The sequence below is a fragment of the Peribacillus sp. YIM B13477 genome, from assembly GCF_042787955.1.
GTDB lineage: Bacteria > Bacillota > Bacilli > Bacillales > DSM-1321 > Peribacillus > Peribacillus frigoritolerans.
Window position 1 is genome coordinate 147,871 of sequence record NZ_JBHZPD010000002.1, and the last position, 18,174, is coordinate 166,044.

Annotated in this window: 14 protein-coding genes; 1 reads left to right on the forward strand and 13 read right to left on the reverse strand. The window is 44.2% G+C overall.

Annotated elements, in window-relative coordinates; translation table 11 throughout:
- The first annotated feature begins 15 nt into the window (after positions 1-15).
- The gene (locus tag ACFX4H_RS07395; protein ID WP_377434849.1) at positions 16-1,737 is read left to right on the forward strand and encodes an Rqc2 family fibronectin-binding protein; all 1,722 of its coding nucleotides are present in this window, start codon (positions 16-18) and stop codon (positions 1,735-1,737) included.
- Between the two features lie 46 nt (positions 1,738-1,783).
- Here ACFX4H_RS07395 and pyrE read toward each other — a convergent pair whose 3' ends face one another.
- The 13 genes from pyrE to ileS all read right to left on the reverse strand — a co-directional run bounded on the left by pyrE (position 1,784) and on the right by ileS (position 18,047).
- Positions 1,784-2,419, reverse strand: a complete 636-nt coding sequence (pyrE, locus tag ACFX4H_RS07400) for an orotate phosphoribosyltransferase (RefSeq protein ID WP_054396935.1) — start codon at positions 2,417-2,419, stop codon at positions 1,784-1,786.
- Positions 2,413-3,129, reverse strand: coding sequence for an orotidine-5'-phosphate decarboxylase (gene pyrF, locus ACFX4H_RS07405; protein ID WP_241637052.1), 717 nt, complete (start codon positions 3,127-3,129; stop codon positions 2,413-2,415). Before pyrF ends, pyrE begins: the two co-directional genes overlap by 7 nt.
- The gene (locus ACFX4H_RS07410; protein WP_063591681.1) at positions 3,101-4,042 is read right to left on the reverse strand and encodes a dihydroorotate dehydrogenase; all 942 of its coding nucleotides are present in this window, start codon (positions 4,040-4,042) and stop codon (positions 3,101-3,103) included. Before ACFX4H_RS07410 ends, pyrF begins: the two co-directional genes overlap by 29 nt.
- A complete protein-coding gene (locus tag ACFX4H_RS07415) occupies positions 4,039-4,818 on the reverse strand; it encodes a dihydroorotate dehydrogenase electron transfer subunit (protein ID WP_063591682.1) in 780 nt (259 codons plus the stop codon). The genes ACFX4H_RS07410 and ACFX4H_RS07415 overlap by 4 nt, the downstream gene beginning before the upstream one ends.
- The gene (carB, locus tag ACFX4H_RS07420; RefSeq protein ID WP_057278431.1) at positions 4,815-8,021 is read right to left on the reverse strand and encodes a carbamoyl-phosphate synthase large subunit; all 3,207 of its coding nucleotides are present in this window, start codon (positions 8,019-8,021) and stop codon (positions 4,815-4,817) included. Before carB ends, ACFX4H_RS07415 begins: the two co-directional genes overlap by 4 nt.
- Positions 8,000-9,106 (reverse strand): carbamoyl phosphate synthase small subunit, encoded by a 1,107-nt coding sequence (locus tag ACFX4H_RS07425; protein WP_063591683.1) that lies wholly within the window; start codon positions 9,104-9,106, stop codon positions 8,000-8,002. Before ACFX4H_RS07425 ends, carB begins: the two co-directional genes overlap by 22 nt.
- A complete protein-coding gene (locus ACFX4H_RS07430; protein ID WP_377434850.1) occupies positions 9,103-10,389 on the reverse strand; it encodes a dihydroorotase in 1,287 nt (428 codons plus the stop codon). Before ACFX4H_RS07430 ends, ACFX4H_RS07425 begins: the two co-directional genes overlap by 4 nt.
- On the reverse strand, positions 10,352-11,287 hold the full coding sequence (locus ACFX4H_RS07435) for an aspartate carbamoyltransferase catalytic subunit (protein ID WP_063591684.1): 936 nt from the start codon (positions 11,285-11,287) through the stop codon (positions 10,352-10,354). Before ACFX4H_RS07435 ends, ACFX4H_RS07430 begins: the two co-directional genes overlap by 38 nt.
- A 197-nt stretch (positions 11,288-11,484) precedes the next feature.
- Positions 11,485-12,774, reverse strand: coding sequence for a solute carrier family 23 protein (locus ACFX4H_RS07440; protein WP_241637055.1), 1,290 nt, complete (start codon positions 12,772-12,774; stop codon positions 11,485-11,487).
- A 177-nt stretch (positions 12,775-12,951) separates the two neighbouring features.
- Positions 12,952-13,533 (reverse strand): bifunctional pyr operon transcriptional regulator/uracil phosphoribosyltransferase PyrR, encoded by a 582-nt coding sequence (gene pyrR, locus ACFX4H_RS07445; protein ID WP_057278480.1) that lies wholly within the window; start codon positions 13,531-13,533, stop codon positions 12,952-12,954.
- Between the two features lie 157 nt (positions 13,534-13,690).
- Positions 13,691-14,608 (reverse strand): RluA family pseudouridine synthase, encoded by a 918-nt coding sequence (locus tag ACFX4H_RS07450; protein WP_034313849.1) that lies wholly within the window; start codon positions 14,606-14,608, stop codon positions 13,691-13,693.
- On the reverse strand, positions 14,601-15,071 hold the full coding sequence (gene lspA / locus ACFX4H_RS07455) for a signal peptidase II (protein WP_034313851.1): 471 nt from the start codon (positions 15,069-15,071) through the stop codon (positions 14,601-14,603). The genes ACFX4H_RS07450 and lspA overlap by 8 nt, the downstream gene beginning before the upstream one ends.
- A 207-nt stretch (positions 15,072-15,278) precedes the next feature.
- Positions 15,279-18,047, reverse strand: a complete 2,769-nt coding sequence (ileS, locus tag ACFX4H_RS07460; RefSeq protein ID WP_249597874.1) for an isoleucine--tRNA ligase — start codon at positions 18,045-18,047, stop codon at positions 15,279-15,281.
- Between the last annotated feature and the right edge of the window lie 127 nt (positions 18,048-18,174).

An 18,174-nucleotide genomic window follows, 5' to 3' on the forward strand; every position in this document is an offset into this window, starting at 1 on the left:
GGAAGTAAAAATAGAATGTCATTTGATGGATTATTTACGAAAGCGATGACGGAAGAAATCGCTTCTTTATTAGAAGGTGGACGAATCAATAAGGTACATCAGCCTTATAAAAATGAAGTAATACTGGTTGTTCGTGCTGGAGGTAAGAACCATAAGCTCTTATTATCAGCCCATCCAAGCTATTCGAGGGTGCAATTGACCGAAGAAAGTTATGAAAATCCCAAAGAGGCACCCATGTTCTGCATGCTTCTTAGGAAGTACCTCGAAGGCTATACGATAGAAAACATTTATCAATATGAACTTGATAGGATGATCATTTTTGAAGTGAAGGGCCGTAATGAGCTTGGCGATGTCTCTCAAAAGCAGTTAATCATCGAAATCATGGGGCGACACAGCAACATTGTTTTAGTAGATAAAGAACGAAATATGATTTTGGACAGCATTAAGCATGTTTCACATGCCGTCAACAGTTATCGGGCGATATTGCCCGGCCAGGAATATAAGGCTCCACCCGCACAGGAAAAGAATGATCCCTTCAAGGCTACCGAGGACGATATCAGGAAGAATATTGACTTCAATGCAGGAAAGCTGGATCGACAGCTTGTTGCCCATTTTTCAGGAGTTTCACCATTAGTTGCAAAGGAAGCCGTCTACCGGGCCGGACTTGCCAACAGCACGACCCTTCCAACAGCCTTTTTAAAGATTATCCAGGAAATCTCGGAACAGAAATATGCTGCCACGATCAAACAAGATGGAAATAAAGAAGTTTTTTATATGCTTTCACTAGAGCATCTGTCTGGGAATCAACGTACGTTTTCTTCATTGAGCGAGATGCTCGACCGCTATTACTTCGGAAAGGCAGAAAGAGATCGGGTTAAGCAAAAGAGCCAGGATGTAGAACGTTTCATTACTAATGAAATCGAAAAGAACTCAAAAAAAATCGGCAAGCTCGAACGTACATTGAAAGATACGGAACGCGGTGAACAGTATCAGTTGTTCGGTGAGCTGCTTACAGCTAATCTATATCAAATGAAAAAAGGCATGAAGGAAATAGAAGTCGTCAATTATTATGATGAAGAACAAAGTATGGTCACCATCCCGCTTGACCCATTAAAAAATCCGTCAGATAATGCACAAAAGTACTTCTCAAGATACCAAAAGTCCAAAAATGCAGTCGGAGTCGTCCAAGAACAAATCGAAAAGACAAAATTGGAATTGGCCTACTTCGAAGCCTTGCATCAGCAGCTCCAATCAGCGTCACCCAGGGATATAGAGGAGATTCGGGAAGAACTTCAGGAAGAAGGTTACATTAGGCAAAAAAAGAAAAAAGGCATGAAAAAGCCTGCAAATGCAAAACCGCAGCTTGAAACATATTATGCTACGGATGGTGATCTCATTTTTGTCGGAAAGAATAATAAACAAAATGATTATTTAACGAATAAGTTTGCACGCCGTGATGAAATATGGCTTCATACCAAAGATATACCCGGCTCACATGTTGTGATTCGAAATGAATCGCCAAGTGAAAAAACGATAAAAGAGGCCGCCGTATTAGCAGCTTTCTTCAGTAAAGCAAAGCAATCGAGTTCAGTGCCCGTTGATTTCACACAGGTTCGCCATGTTAAGAAACCCAATGGTTCCAAGCCCGGGTTCGTAATCTATGACCAGCAGCAGACCGTTTATATTACACCGGATGCCGATACTGTCATACGCTTAAAGGAAGCGGTAAAGGAGTAAAAAAATAGAGGGGGCCCAGTCCTGAGTGATTGGGCCCCCTCTATTTTCATGCCGAAATCCAAGCTGTATCAGCCGGATTCTCCCGCCATTTTTTTAGCTTTTCCAATTCTTCTGCCGTGATGTACCCTTTATCATTAGCGACTTTTATCAAAGTAGAGTAGTCACTCAACGAATGGTTAATAATGCCCTCAGCTTCGAATTTTTCTTTTCCCTTTTCCAATTCGTAAGTAAAGATCGAAACGACTCCTAGAACATCACATCCAGCCTCTTTCAGCGCGTTAACAGCAGTAATCACACTTCCGCCGGTTGAAATCAAGTCTTCTACAACGACCACTTTTTGTCCTGGAACTGCGCGGCCTTCGATCTGATTGCCCTTACCGTGCTCCTTGGCTTTGGATCGAACATAGCACATCGGTGCATTTAATTTTTCACTCACCCAAGCTGCATGCGGAATGCCGGCAGTTGCTGTGCCTGCAATCAGTTCAGCATCAGGGAAATGCTGTTCAATCAAACCTTTCAATCCTTCCGCTATTTCATTGCGAACCTCTGGGTATGAAAGGGTCAAGCGATTATCACAATAAATGGGTGATTTAATTCCAGATGCCCAAGTAAAGGGGTCATTCGGCTGTAGGTACACTGCTTTTATTTCCAATAGATGTTCAGCTATCTTATTATTTAACATGATATTCCCTCCCAAGCTGCTTTCATATCCAAATACGCCCTTAATGGATCTGCCGCCCCCGTTATGGCTCTCCCTACAACGATGGCATCCGCTCCAAAATCCCTAGCTTGTTCAGGCGTGGCAATTCTCTTTTGATCATGCGTCGGTCCACCTGCACTTCGGATTCCAGGTGTGACGGTCAAGAATTCATGACCGATGCGTTCATGTATGTTCTTTACTTCATGGGTAGAACAGACGACGCCATCCAATCCTGCCTGTCTAGTAAGTTTTGCATAATGGAGGACCGAATCTTCCAGAGACCCGGCAATGTTTTGCTCAGCATTCATTTGTTCTTGTGACGTACTCGTCAGTTGGGTAACCCCAATGCATAATGGACGTTTTTTACCAGCGGACGTACCCTTATCCAGACCTTCCATGGCTGCTTCCATCATCTTTTGTCCACCTGCCGCATGTACATTGACCATGTCAGCGCCTAAAGCTGCCAATCCGGTCATGGCCATTTTAACGGTATTTGGAATATCATGAAGCTTCAAGTCCAAAAACACATCGTGGCCTTGCTCCTTTACGAAAGAAACGATTGATGGACCATTCTGATAAAATAATTCCATCCCCACTTTTACAGCCAGTTTTTCCGAATGGAACTGTTTTAGGAATGTCTCCGTTTGAAGGAGGTCAGGGAAATCAAGAGCGATTATTAGTGACTGTTTCATTTTGCTTCCAGCTCCTTCCGGTACATTCTGAAATATGGTCAAATCCCAGCTCATCCAACAATTTCGGTAATTCTTCGATGATGGTCGGGCATACAAAGGGATCCACGAAGTTCGCGGTTCCCACTGCAACAGCACTGGCACCCGCATAGAAAAATTCAATGACGTCTTCCGCCGTAGCGATGCCGCCCATTCCGATTATTGGAATAGAAACTTGCTGGCTAACCTCATAAATCATCCGGAGCGCTACAGGTTTTATTGCAGGACCAGATAATCCACCCGTTCTGTTAGAAAGGATCGGTTTGCCCGTTTTTAAATCCAATCGCATGCCGACTAATGTATTTATCATTGTCAACCCGTCGGCCCCGCCATCTTCAACTGCTTTGGCCATATCCACAATATTACTGACATTCGGTGAAAGCTTCACATAGACTGGGACGGAAGATACTTCCTTTACCGCCTTGGTTACCTCTTTGGCAACTTCCGGTACCGTACCGAAAGCTATGCCTCCTTCTTTTACATTCGGACAAGAGATATTCAATTCAAGTGCTTTCACATTCCCCGCCTTGCTTATTTCACTGGCAACTTTTACATAGTCATCTATTTGCGAACCTGCAACGTTGGCAATGATGGGAACATCATACCTACTTAGCCAGGCCAGCTCTTCACTGATGACCTTTTCCAAGCCTGGATTCTGAAGACCGATGGCGTTCAGCATTCCCGAAGAGGTTTCCGCAACACGCGGAGTCGGGTTGCCGAACCTCGGCTCAGGAGTGGTCGCTTTGATCATGATCGCCCCAAGAATATCCAAGTCGAAAAATTGACTGTATTCACGGCCGAATCCAAAGCACCCAGATGCTGGCATGACCGGGTTTTTCAAGTGTAATCCTGGTAATTCAACTGAAAGCCTGCTCATAATACCACCTCTCCTGCCCGGAATACGGGTCCATCGCTGCAAACCTTTTTATAACTGAAACCAGTTGGGTCATCCCCTGTATGACACACGCAAGCAAAGCATGCACCGATGCCGCATCCCATTCTTTCCTCAAGGGACAGGAAAAGCTTTTTCTCACGATAGCCCGATTCCAAAGCTCTTAACATTGGTGTAGGCCCGCATGAAAAGATCGTTGCAAACTCTTGCTCCAGATTGTCTATTACCGTCGTAACAAATCCTTTTGTCCCGTATGAACCATCCACCGTTGCAATATAGGTATCACCTAATTCACTGAATTCTTTTTCGTAAAAGATGGCTGACTTGGTCTGGAAGCCCAATACATGGATTACCGTAACACCTTTCGCAACCAACATTTGTGATAGTTGATACAGGGGCGGGACACCAATCCCGCCGCCAACCAATAATGCCGTTTCACCCTGTTTAGCCTCATGAACGGGAAATCCGTTGCCAAGGGGTCCAAGGATATCGACCGCTTCCGCCTCTTTACGCTGCGATAACAGTGTCGTTCCTTTACCTTCAGCCCGGTATATCATCGTGAACTGATTTTCACTCCTGTTGTAAGAAGAAATCGAAATCGGGCGTCTTAACAATGGCTCAGTGCCTTCTGTTGTCTTGACTTGGACAAACTGGCCTGGTTGATTCATCTCTGAAACCAATTCACCTTGCAGGGTAAGTTCAAAGATGGATGGTGCCAGTTCCTTATGATTTAACACCTTCATTCTTTCCTTCTTGATCATATATAGCTCACCTCACGACTTTTTTCCGTTTTTCCCATTGCTTCTGCCGAGAAGGTCATGGATTCTATCACTCTTAAAATGGCTTCTGCCGTATCAAGTGATGTTAGGCATGTCACTCCATTTTCAACCGATTCACGTCGGATTCTGAAACCATCCCGTGCCGGCTGCTTACCTTTTGTCAAAGTATTTATGACAAATTGCGCTTCCCCGTTCCGGATGACATCCAGCAGGTTTGTACCTTCTTCACCAATTTTTCCAACAATCGCAGTCGGGATTCCTGATTGCTCCAATAGGGCAGCAGTTCCGCTGGTGGCTATCAGCTTGAAGCCGATATTATGGAAACGCCTTGCTAAAAGCAGCGCTTCCTGCTTATCTTTATCCGATATCGTCAATAACACCGAACCATGCCCCTTGATCTTGAAACCGGAAGCGACCAGCCCTTTATATAAAGCTTTTTCAAGGGTGGTATCTTTCCCCATTACTTCACCAGTCGATTTCATTTCAGGTCCGAGTGAGATGTCCACACCTCTTAATTTCGCAAATGAGAAGACCGGCACTTTCACATAGACCCCCGTTTGTTCTGGCACTAACCCCGATTTGTAACCTTGGCTTTCAAGTGTGTGGCCCAAGATGACCTTCGTGGCTAAGTTAGCCATCGGCACATTCGTAATTTTACTTAAGAATGGAACGGTTCGGCTGGAACGTGGATTTACTTCAATCACATACACTTCTTCATTGCTGATGACATATTGAATGTTCAAGAGACCGATTATATTCAAGCCTTTTGCCAACCGGGTCGTATAATCAATGATTACTTCTTTTTGTTTTTCCGTTAAGTTTTGTGGCGGATAGACTGCAATCGAGTCACCTGAATGGACGCCGGCGCGCTCAATATGCTCCATGATCCCAGGGATAACGACCGTTTCGCCATCGGAAATACCATCCACTTCGATTTCCTTACCCGTTAAGTAGCGGTCTATCAGGACAGGATGATCCGGATTTATTTTCACGGCATTTTTCATGTAATGCAGCAATTCTTCTTGTTTATAGACGATTTCCATCGCTCTTCCTCCGAGGACATACGATGGCCTTACTAAAACCGGGTACCCGATATCTTCAGCGATGACGATCGCTTCATCAACCGATGTTGCAGTTTTACCCTTTGGCTGAGGAATGCCTAAATCCTGAAGTGCTTTTTCGAATTTATTGCGATTTTCCGCCCTATCCAGGTCTTCGAGTGAAGTACCTAGGATTTTCACTCCTCTTTCAACCAGACCATCTGCAAGGTTGATCGCTGTCTGTCCGCCAAACTGGACGATGACCCCTTCCGGTTTTTCCAAATCGATGACATGCATGACATCTTCAATAGTCAATGGTTCGAAATAAAGTTTGTCGGAGATACTGAAATCCGTCGAAACTGTTTCGGGATTGTTGTTGATGATGATCGCTTCATATCCCGCTTCCTTAATGGCCCATACCGAGTGTACGGTCGCATAATCAAACTCTACTCCTTGCCCGATCCGAATTGGGCCTGATCCCAGAACAATGACACTTTTCTTGTCAGTGACGATGGATTCATTCTCATCTTCGTATGTCCCATAAAAATACGGAGTTTCCGATTCGAATTCGGCAGCACATGTATCAACCATTTTGTAAACAGGGATGATTCCTTGCTGTTTCCGGTATTCATAGACATCAATTTCGGGAACTCCCCATATTTCCGCAATCGTTTTGTCAGAAAACCCTAGTTCTTTAGCCTTTTGCAATACTTCACAATCAAAAGAATGTTCTTTAAGCTGCTTTTCAAAGTCGATTATCTTTTTCAACTTATGCAAGAAGAATAAATCGATCTGGCTCCATTCGTGGATGGTTTCGATCGTTTTTCCCCTTCTTAACGCTTCGCCGATATAGAATAACCGTTCATCTCCGGCTTTTCTGATCCGTTTCTCTATCTTTCCATCCTCAAACTCGTCATTCAAATTAAGATGGAATATACCCGCTTCAAGGGAACGCACAGCTTTTAAGATCGATTCCTCGAATGTACGGCCGATTGCCATGACTTCTCCGGTCGCTTTCATTTGGGTACCGAGCCTACGGTTGGCGCTTTCGAACTTATCGAAAGGCCAGCGCGGAATTTTCGTAACGACATAGTCCAGTGCCGGTTCAAAGCTGGCATAGGTTTTGCCAGTGACAGGGTTCATCATTTCATCGAGCGTCAAACCAACGGCTATCTTTGCTGCTAGCTTTGCAATTGGATAACCAGTCGCTTTTGAAGCAAGTGCCGAAGAACGGCTGACCCTTGGGTTCACTTCAATGACATAATATTGATAGCTGTTTGGATCTAGCGCAAGCTGAACATTACATCCACCTTCAATTTTCAAGGCGCGGATAATCTTCAAAGACGTATTTCGAAGCATTTGATACTCTCTGTCACTTAATGTTTGGCTTGGTGCCGCAACGATTGAATCGCCTGTATGGACACCGACAGGATCGAAGTTTTCCATATTACAAACGACTATTGCATTATCATTGGAATCACGCATCACTTCATATTCCACTTCTTTGAAACCGGCAATGCTCTTCTCAAGCAGACATTGGTGAACCGGGCTGCTTTTCAGGCCACCTTCAACGATCTCGATAAGCTGCTCTTCGTTATCACAAATCCCACCGCCTGTTCCGCCAAGCGTGAAGGCAGGACGAACAATGACCGGGTAGCCGACTCGTTCAACGAATGTATAAGCTTCTTCCAGGTTATGAATAATGTCGCTGTCAGGCACTGGTTCCCCCAGATCGTTCATTAGCGTACGGAAAAGGTCACGGTCTTCCGCTTGTTGTATAGCCGAAAGTTTGGTCCCAAGAATTTGGACATTGCATTCTTCCAGAATTCCTGATTCGGCAAGCTCAACTGCCATGTTCAAGCCAGTCTGTCCGCCCAAGGTAGGTAACAGTGCATCCGGGCGCTCTTTACGAATGATTTTGCTGACAAATTCCAATGTGATCGGTTCGATATAAACCGCGTCAGCCATTTCAGTGTCTGTCATGATTGTCGCAGGGTTAGAGTTAATCAGGATCACTCGATAGCCTTCTTCTTTTAAGGCTATACACGCTTGGGTTCCTGCATAATCGAACTCGGCGGCCTGTCCGATGACGATCGGACCGGAACCAATTACTAGGATGCTTTTTATATCATTGCGTTTTGGCATGTTTCTTCCCCCTTGTTGGTTGCAGCTTCAATCATTTGTAAGAATTCATTGAATAAGTAGTTGGCATCTTCCGGACCTGGTGATGCTTCCGGATGATATTGTACGGTGAAAGCAGGATACTTTTTATGGCGCAGGCCTTCAATCGTATCGTCATTCAATGCTGTATGTGTCACAATAAGATCTGTACTTTCAATGGAAGTCTCTTCAACTGTATATCCATGATTTTGAGATGTGATGGATACCTTTCCGGTACGAAGGTCCCTAACCGGATGATTCGAACCTCGATGGCCGAATTTTAATTTTGCCGTATCCGCCCCGTTTGCAAGTGCGAATAATTGATGTCCTAAACAGATTCCGAATAACGGTACTTGCGTTTGGATTGTACGGATCATTTCGAGCGTCTCATGAACACTTTTCGGATCTCCAGGGCCGTTTGAAAGCATCACGCCATCCGGATGGTATTGCATCACTTCTTCGGCCGTGACGTTATAAGGTACAACCACGACATCACAGCCGCGCTTCGTCAACTCACGTAAAATCCCATGCTTCATGCCGTAGTCTACAAGAACAACCCGCGGGCCTCTGCCCGGGCTGGAATAAGGTGCTTTTGTTGAAACCTGTTTTACCTGATTAGAAGGAATCACCGTTGCCTTCAATTGGGAAACCACTTCATTTGCATCTTTATTGATATTGCAAAGCGCCCCTTTTAGTGCACCTGATTTCCTGATGATTCTTGTCAGCTTTCTCGTATCGATTCCGCTTATTCCAGGTATGTTCTTCATTTTCAGATATTCATCTAGTGATAATTGGTTTCGCCAGTTGGAAGGAAGTTCTGCTGTTTCCTTAACGACGAATCCTGCTATCGCTGGATTGATGGATTCAAAGTCATCGCGGTTTATCCCGTAGTTCCCGATTAATGGATACGTAAGTGTAACGATTTGACCGCAATACGATGGATCGGATAGAATCTCTTGGTAACCCGTCATTCCTGTGTTAAAAACGACTTCACCTATTTTTTCTACGTCCCCTCCGAATGCTTCCCCAAGGAATACTGTCCCATCTTCTAAAATTAGCTGTCTTTTCATCCTTGAACACGTCCTTTTTCCCAAGCTATTTTTCCTTCTGCAATCGTCATGACTGGCCAGCCATAACATTTCTTTTCATTAAAAGGTGTATTTTTCCCTTTTGAAGCAAACTCTTCAGCATTGATTTCTTTTTCCGTTTCCAAATCGATGAGTACGATATCCGCAATAGCACCTTCTTTTAGCTCTCCATAAGGAAGGGAGAAGCATTCAGATGGTTTGATTGTCATGAAATCGATCAATTGCTTTAATGTTATGATGCCCTTTTTAACCAATTCGGTGTAAAGCAGCGGGAAGGCCGTTTCCAATCCTACTATTCCGAAAGGAGCCAGCTGCATTCCCTGCGCCTTTTCCTCTGCCGCATGCGGGGCATGGTCTGTTGCTATAAAATCGATGGTTCCGTCAAGCAATCCTTCTATCAACGCATCCCGATCTTCACGGCCCCTTAATGGCGGGTTCATTTTATAATTCGTATCAAGTCCCGGTATATCATCTTCACACAATAATAAGTGATGCGGTGTAACTTCGGCGGTGACACGGATACCGGCGCGTTTGGCATCCCTTACCGTCCTTACCGATTCCTTCGTGGAAATATGGCAAACGTGATAATGGCAGTCCGCCGCTTCGGCAAGAAGGATATCCCGGGCGATATGTACAGCTTCACATACCGACGGAATCCCATTGATTCCCTGTTCTTTTGAGAATCTTCCTTCATGGACGGAGCCTTTATTGATTAAGCTATTGTCTTCACAATGAGCAACAATGGCCATATCTTGAGCTGCTGCCCGTTTCATCGCTTCCAGCATCATCCCGGCTTCTTGAATTCCTACGCCATCGTCCGTAAAGGCGAAAGCACCCGTCTGTTTTAGTGAAGAAAAGTCGGTCAGCTCCTTGCCAGCTTCCCTAATCGTGATGGATGCATATGGGAGTACCCTGACATGAGCCGTTTCTTCAATTTTCCTGTTAAGCGCTTCTAGGTTCTCCACTGTATCAGGAACTGGCCTAGTATTAGGCATCGCCGCTACCGTAGTGAAACCGCCTCTTGCCGCTGCAAGCGTCCCGCTTGCGATTGTTTCCTTATGTTCACCGCCCGGTTCGCGCAAATGGACATGCAGGTCAACAAGCCCAGGTGTAATCAGTAATCCTCCAGCGTCAACTACGTTACAATTTTCCGTCTCCAAGTTCTCGCCGATCTTTGTGATGACCTTGCCTTCTATCTCAATGTCCGCTTTTTTGAATGAGTTTTGATTATCTAGCAATACTCCATTTTTGATTACTGTTTTCATGGATGTTTCCCCCTTCGGTTTGTTCAAGCACATTTTTTAATACGGCCATTCTAATGAATACGCCATTTTTCATTTGTTTAAAAATTCTCGAGCGGCTGCATTCGACTAAATCACTGTCTATTTCAACACCGCGGTTTATTGGTGCAGGATGCATGATGATCGCATCCGGTTTCATATTTTTTTCACGTTGTTTAGTCAGGCCGAATCTTTCCAGGTAGTCTCCATTTGCCTGATCGTATTTATCAATATGCCTTTCATGCTGTATTCTGAGCAGCATGACCACATCCGATGTAGCTACTGCATGATCGATGTCTTCATACCTTCCTAAACTGTTTGATCTGTCAAACCATTCAGGCGGGCCCGAAAATACGACATTCGCTCCTAAACGAGTCAGTGCTTCTGCATTCGATTTCGCAACCCGACTATGCCTTACATCACCGATTATCGCAATCTTAAGACCTTTGAAACTTTTAAACTCTTGTTTAATCGTCAATAAGTCCAGTAATGATTGGGTTGGGTGATTTCCACAGCCATCCCCTGCATTGATTATTGGAATCCCGATCTTCTCATTCAATTCGTCAAAATAATTATCCTGTTCATGACGGATGATCAAGGCATTTACACCTATCGCTTCTAACGTTTTAACTGTGTCATATAAGGTTTCGCCTTTTAACACGGATGATGTACCCGCATCAAAAGGAATGACCTCAAGTCCCAATTTTCTTTCAGCCATTTCAAAGCTTGATTTTGTACGTGTACTTGGTTCAAAGAAGAGATTGGCAACTGTGGTCAGCTGCTTTGGAATCCAGCTGGTTCCGTTGGCAAAACACTCTGCCTCATGTAAAATCCTTTCAATTTCACTTATCGTCAATTCATTCATGGTCAATAATTTTTTCATCGATCCTGCTCCTCTCACATTTGTGATGCGGGGTATAAAAAACACCCCGCCATTAAGGACAGGGTGTAGGTCATAAAGATTGTGAGGACACGGATTGGTTTACACTTTTCCCCGTTCTCATTCATCTTTACAGCAACACCCTTTTAAGCCTCTCTGGACTTCTTTTAAAAGGTGATCTATTGTTTTGATGCAATATCTTATTTTCCAAATATATCTCCGGATATTTTTTCCCGGTCAGGAAGAATCAAGTTAAGAAGGATTCCGACGATGGCTGAAAGTGCCATTCCGGAAAGCGATACCGTTTCCGATAGTTGTACGAACGCTCCTCCGATTCCTAACACCAGGATGACTGAAGCTATCATCAAGTTTCTTTTTTTGTCAAAGTCGACCTTATTATCAATCAGCATCCTCAATCCACTTGAGGCGATGATACCGAAGAGCAAGATGGAAATGCCGCCCATCACAGCTGTAGGTATCGAGCTGATGACTGCTGAAATCTTACCGTTAAAGCCAAAGATGATTGCAGTCAATGCTGCCCCTCCGATGATATAGACACTGTACGCCTTCGTCATGGTCAGGACCCCAATATTTTCACCATACGAAGTCAGCGGCGGCCCACCGATGAAGGACCCAATCATGATTCCTGCGCCATCTCCTAAAATCGAGCGATGCAAGCCTGGCTTTTCCAAAAAGTTTCTGCCGACTACTTTGCTCAGTACCATCTGATGTCCGATATGTTCTGATAAAGTTACGATGGCAACCGGTACCATGATGGCAATGACTTCCCATGAGAAGGTAGGTGTATAGGTTACATACGGAAACATGAATTCAGGCATTTCCCACCATTTTGCTGCCTTAATCGGTTCATAATCTATTATTCCCGCTACAGCCGAACAGCCGTAGCCCACTATGATCCCCATTAAAATGGGAATCAAGTTGATGAATCCCTTAAAGAACACGTTGCAGATGATGGTTACCGCTAAAGTGATCAGCGCTATAATTATATAAGTGACGCTGTATTTATCTTGCGGATCATACATTGCCATGTCCACTGCCGTTCCGGCAAGGCTTAATCCGATTACGATAATCACCGGACCCACCACAACCGGAGGAAGTATATTCATTAACCAGCGCAAACCGACTTTCTGGATGATCAAAGCTACAATCCCATATATGAACCCTGCCGCAAAACAGCCGATCATGGCTGCTTCCGGACCTCCCAAAGCCTTAGCCGCGATGATTGGCGCAATGAAAGCGAAAGATGAACCGAGATAAGCTGGTATCTGACCTTTCGTTATCAGTAAGTATGAAAGTGTTCCCAACCCGCTTGAAACCAGTGCTACCGCCGGGCTTAAACCTACCAGGAATGGCACCAGCACCGTTGCACCGAACATGGCGAACAAATGCTGGATGCTTAACGTAATCCACTGTCCAGCCTTTGGCACGTCCTCGACATCCAGTACGATGTCCTTTTTCGTTTCTTCCATTTCCGTATCCCCCTCATGAAAATTCCATCAAAACTGTAAAAACCCTCTTTGCTATATACAAAGAGGGTTTCTCAGAAGGTAAATGCCTATACATAGGGCACAGCTCTTCCGATTGACTCCCCTTTGCCAGCCTCTCTGGACTGTCTTTAAAAGGGTAATATGAAATTTTCATGGTGTTTAGTTTTCTAATATAGTAACTTGATCTACTTGATCTACTTCTGTTAAAGTAACTGTAATTTTTTCAGATTGTGAAGTCGGAACGTTTTTACCGACGAAATCCGCGCGAATCGGCAATTCCCTATGTCCCCTATCCACTAATACGGCAAGCTGGATCTGCGAAGGTCTTCCCAAATCCACCAGAGCATCCATTGCCGCTCTAACGGTTCTGCCTGTGAAAAGAACATCATCCACTAAAATCACTTTCTTGTCAGTGATATTGACCGGAATGTCTGAGCCTTTTACGATGGGTTCCCCATCATTGCTCTTTTTCGAAAGGTCGTCGCGATAAAGCGTAATATCCAGTTCACCCAGCTCTATTTCCTTGCCTTCTATTTGATTGATGCGCTTTGCAAGTCGGTCAGCGAGGAAAATCCCGCGTGTACGTATCCCGATTAAGACGCAATCCTCAATCCCCTTATTTTTCTCAATGATTTCATGGGCAATCCTCGTCAAGGCTCTGCTAATGGCCTGCTCATCAAGTACTATGGCTTTCTCATTCAACACGTCGGCCACCCCGATTCTTTTTTCTGATAAGTCCATTTTAACAAAAAAATCCTCATGCCAAGAAGGCATGAGGATTTTATCGCCGTGGGCATAATTATCCCACTTTGCGTATCCGTTTCCTTCTCAGTCTCTCTGAACTGTGTTAAAGGTTCTTATTAAGTTGTTATTATAATATATCAAAAAAGTGAATTTGTCAATCCTTACTTCTACGTAATTGATTAATGAGATTTTCAAACTCCTCCGGAATCGGAGCTTCGAATTCCATATACTCATTAGTACGTGGATGAATGAAACCTAGAAGACCGGCGTGCAACGCTTGTCCATCCAATTTCAGGGTCTTTTTCGGACCATATTTCGGATCTCCCGCCAGTGGGAAGCCAATGTATTTCATATGAACACGGATTTGATGTGTCCTTCCCGTTTCAAGCTGGCATTCCACCAAAGTGAAATCTTTGAAGCGTTCGATGACACGGAAATGCGTGACGGCATTTTTGGCATTCGAATCTGTGACAGTCATGCTTTGGCGATCTTTTTTATCGCGGCCGATCGGTGCATCGATCGTTCCGAAATCATGAGGGATCACACCATGAACTACAGCTTGATACTTACGGGTAACCGTTTTGTCAACGAGCTGCTGTACCAGTTTCTCATGTGCCATATCATTTTTGGCAACCATTAATAGACCTGATGTATCTTTGTCGATCCGATGGACGATTCCAGGACGCATGACACCGTTGATTCCAGAAAGATCCTTGCAGTGAGCCATCAATCCATTTACAAGCGTGCCAGATACATGTCCCGGTGCCGGATGGACGACCATACCGCTCGGTTTATTAACTACGAGTACATCTGCATCTTCATAATAGATATCCAAATCCATTTCCTCTGCTACCGCATCCAATTCCTCAAGTTCTGGAATCGTCACTTCGATTGTATCGCCAGGAACAGCTTTGTAATTCGTCTTAATAACCGCGCCATTTACCAAAACATGATCTTCCTTGATCCATTGCTGGACCTGCGTGCGAGACCATTCCTCATTCAAAGTGGAAAGGGCCTTATCAATCCTAACTCCTTTTAGTGTTTCATCGATGCTGTATAACCTTTTATCCATTATCTTTCTCCTTAGCGTTTTTTTCTTCTAAAAACATATGAATCACGAGCAGTCCGACACCAATTGAAAGCGCAGCATCAGCAACATTAAATACCGGGAAACTGTAGCTGAAAATATAGGTATGAACGAAATCCACTACTTCCTGACGAGCAACACGATCGATGAAATTACCAATCGCACCGCCTAGCATGAGACCAAGTGCAACTCCAAGCAAAATGCTTTCCTTCGCCATTTTCTGAATATAATAGACAAGTCCAATAATGACAGCGATGGTGATGATGTAGAAAAACCACATTTGACCTTGTAGAATTCCCCATGCTGCCCCACGATTACGATGCGAGGTGATATATAGAAGGTTTTCAATAATTTCAATGCTTTCTCCGTACTCCATTTTTTTCACAATCATCCATTTTGTCAGCTGATCGAGAGCTATGACCAAAAGGGCAATCAAATAATAAAACACATTTTTTCCCCCAAACTAATCAAATCTTCACTTTTGAATTGTAGCATAAACTAGAAATAATGACTAATCCGAAAAACAGAAGTCCGCTAACTGCTCCTTAAGAATATCGGGAAGATTGGTAAAGGCAAAATTCCACGACTGGGGTTTTAGCTTTCATTCACACAAAAAAGCCGGCCCTTCATATAGGGACCGGCATTTTTGCAGGAATTATTGATTCACGTAATGTTCTTTCACAACTGTAGCACAACGCGGGCAAAGTGTTGGATGATCCTCCACTTGACCTACTTCCTTCGAAACATTCCAGCAACGTTCACACGTTTCACCTTCTGCTTTTGTAACAAGGATCGCTATATCCTCAAGTTTAACCGCTTCGGCTGGGGCACTTGCCACATCTCCAGCGATTTCAAATTCGGATACGATGAATAGCTGTTCAAAGCTTTCCTTGATGCCATCAAGCAGACTTTTCGTTTCTTCATTAACATATACCGTCACTTTAGCATTCAGTGATTTTCCGATGACCTTCTGGTTACGGGCTTCTTCCAATGCTTTCAGAACATTATCCCGGACATCCATGAACGTCGTCCATTTTGCTTCAATATCTTCAGCATCTTCAATGGAAATTTCTTCAGGCATCAATGTCAACTGTACGCTTTCTTCCGTTACACCCGGAATGAACGCCCATACTTCATCAGCTGTATGAGAGAGGATCGGTGATACCAATTTGGTCAAGCTGACCAATGATTCGTAAAGGACCGTTTGAATGGCCATACGCTCTTTCCCATTTGGTGCTTCACAATAAAGAATGTCTTTTGCATAATCAAGGTAGAACGAACTTAAATCCTGTGTACAGAAATTATTGACCATATTATAAATGGTGGCAAACTCATAATTTTCATAACTTAGCTTCGACTGTTTGATCAGTTTATTTAATTTAACCAGCATGTATCGATCGACTTCAGGCAATTCTTGAACAGCCACTTTATCGGTCTTAGGATTGAATCCATCCAGGTTCCCTAACAGGAAGCGGAATGTATTACGGATCTTGCGGTAAACTTCCGAAACTTGTTTTAAAATAGGATCGGAAACCCTGACATCCGATTGGTAATCCACCGAAGCTACCCAAAGGCGTAAGATATCTGCACCAAGTTGATTCATGACCTTCGATGGCAGTACTACGTTCCCAATCGACTTACTCATTTTACGGCCTTCGCCATCCAATGCGAACCCGTGGCTAAGTACACCTTTATATGGTGCTTTGCCTGTAACGGCAACGCTTGTTGAAAGTGATGAGTTAAACCAGCCGCGATATTGATCGGACCCTTCTAAATAAAGGTCAGCAGGGCGTTGCAAGTCGTCTCTTTCTTCAAGTACCGCTTGATGAGAAGAACCGGAATCGAACCATACGTCCATGATATCCGTTTCTTTCGTGAAGATACCATTCGGGCTGCCTTCATGTGTATAGCCTTCAGGCAGAAGATCTTTCGCTTCACGCTCAAACCAGATGTTTGAACCGTGTTCGCGGAATAGGTTTGAAATATGGTCGATGGTTTCATCCGTAATGATCGGCTCGCCATTTTCTGCATAAAACACTGGAATTGGCACGCCCCAAGCGCGTTGGCGGGAAATACACCAATCCCCACGGTCACGGACCATATTGAATAGACGCGTTTCGCCCCAAGCCGGTACCCATTTCGTTTCTTCAATCGCTTCCAGAAGTTCATTGCGGAAGTCCTTGATTGACGCGAACCATTGTGCTGTTGCACGGAAGATCGTTGGCTTCTTCGTCCGCCAGTCATGTGGATAAGAATGGGTGATGAACGTCAAGTTCAATAACGCGCCTGCTTCAGTTAATTTTTCGGTAATCGGTTTATTCGCTTGATCATAAAATAATCCGGCAAACTCCCCTGCTTCATCCGTCATGACCCCTTTTTCATCTACAGGACAAAGTACGTCCAAGCCATATTTTTGCCCAATGATAAAGTCGTCTTCACCATGGCCTGGCGCAGTATGAACACAACCCGTTCCAGCTTCAGTCGTTACGTGCTCACCTAACATCACTAAAGATTCACGGTCATAAAGAGGGTGTTTGGCAACAGCACGGTCCAACTCGCTCCCTTTTACTGTTTTTTGGATGGACGGGTTTTCCCAGCCTAATGTTTCCGTAACCGATTCAAGCAGTGCCTCAGCAATTAAGAATTTTTCATTTTCGACAGCCACTACTACATAATTTAATTGCGGATGCAATGAGATACCAAGATTAGCCGGAATCGTCCATGGAGTTGTCGTCCAGATGATGATCTTGACGCCTTCATCGATCACACCTTTGCCATCTGTGACTTCAAAAGCAACATAGATCGACGCAGAGCGTTTGTCTTGATATTCAATTTCAGCTTCGGCTAGCGCCGATTCACTTGAAGGGGACCAGTAAACAGGTTTTTTCCCTTTATAAATGTAGCCTTTTTTCGCCATTTCACCGAATACCTTGATTTGCTGTGCTTCATATTCAGGCTTCAATGTGATATAAGGATTTTCCCAATCACCACGGACCCCTATTCTCTTAAACTGCTCCCGTTGATTGTCAATCTGGCCATAAGCATACTCTTCACAAAGCTTTCTGAATTCGGCAACGCTCATTTCTTTCCGTTTCACGCCTTTTTTCGTCAATGCCGTTTCGATTGGAAGCCCATGTGTATCCCAGCCAGGTACATACGGTGCTTGAAAACCGCTCATCGATTTAAATCGGACAATGAAATCCTTTAAAACCTTATTCATTGCATGGCCCATGTGGATATCGCCGTTGGCATATGGAGGTCCATCATGCAAAATGAATAAAGGACGTCCTTCCGTTTGTTCTTGCACTTTTTTATAGATGTTCATTTCTTTCCATTTTTCTTGGATTTCCGGTTCACGCTTCGGCAAATTCCCCCGCATTGGAAATTCAGTTTTAGGCATCAATAAGGTATCTTTGTATTCCATCATAAAATCCTCCATCCGTCTTTTAAAAAAATTCATTCGAACCGATGACTTGATATCCGGCCAAAATAAAAAGCCCTCTCATCCCTAAAAAAGGGACGAGAAAGCTTTGCTTCCCGCGGTACCACCC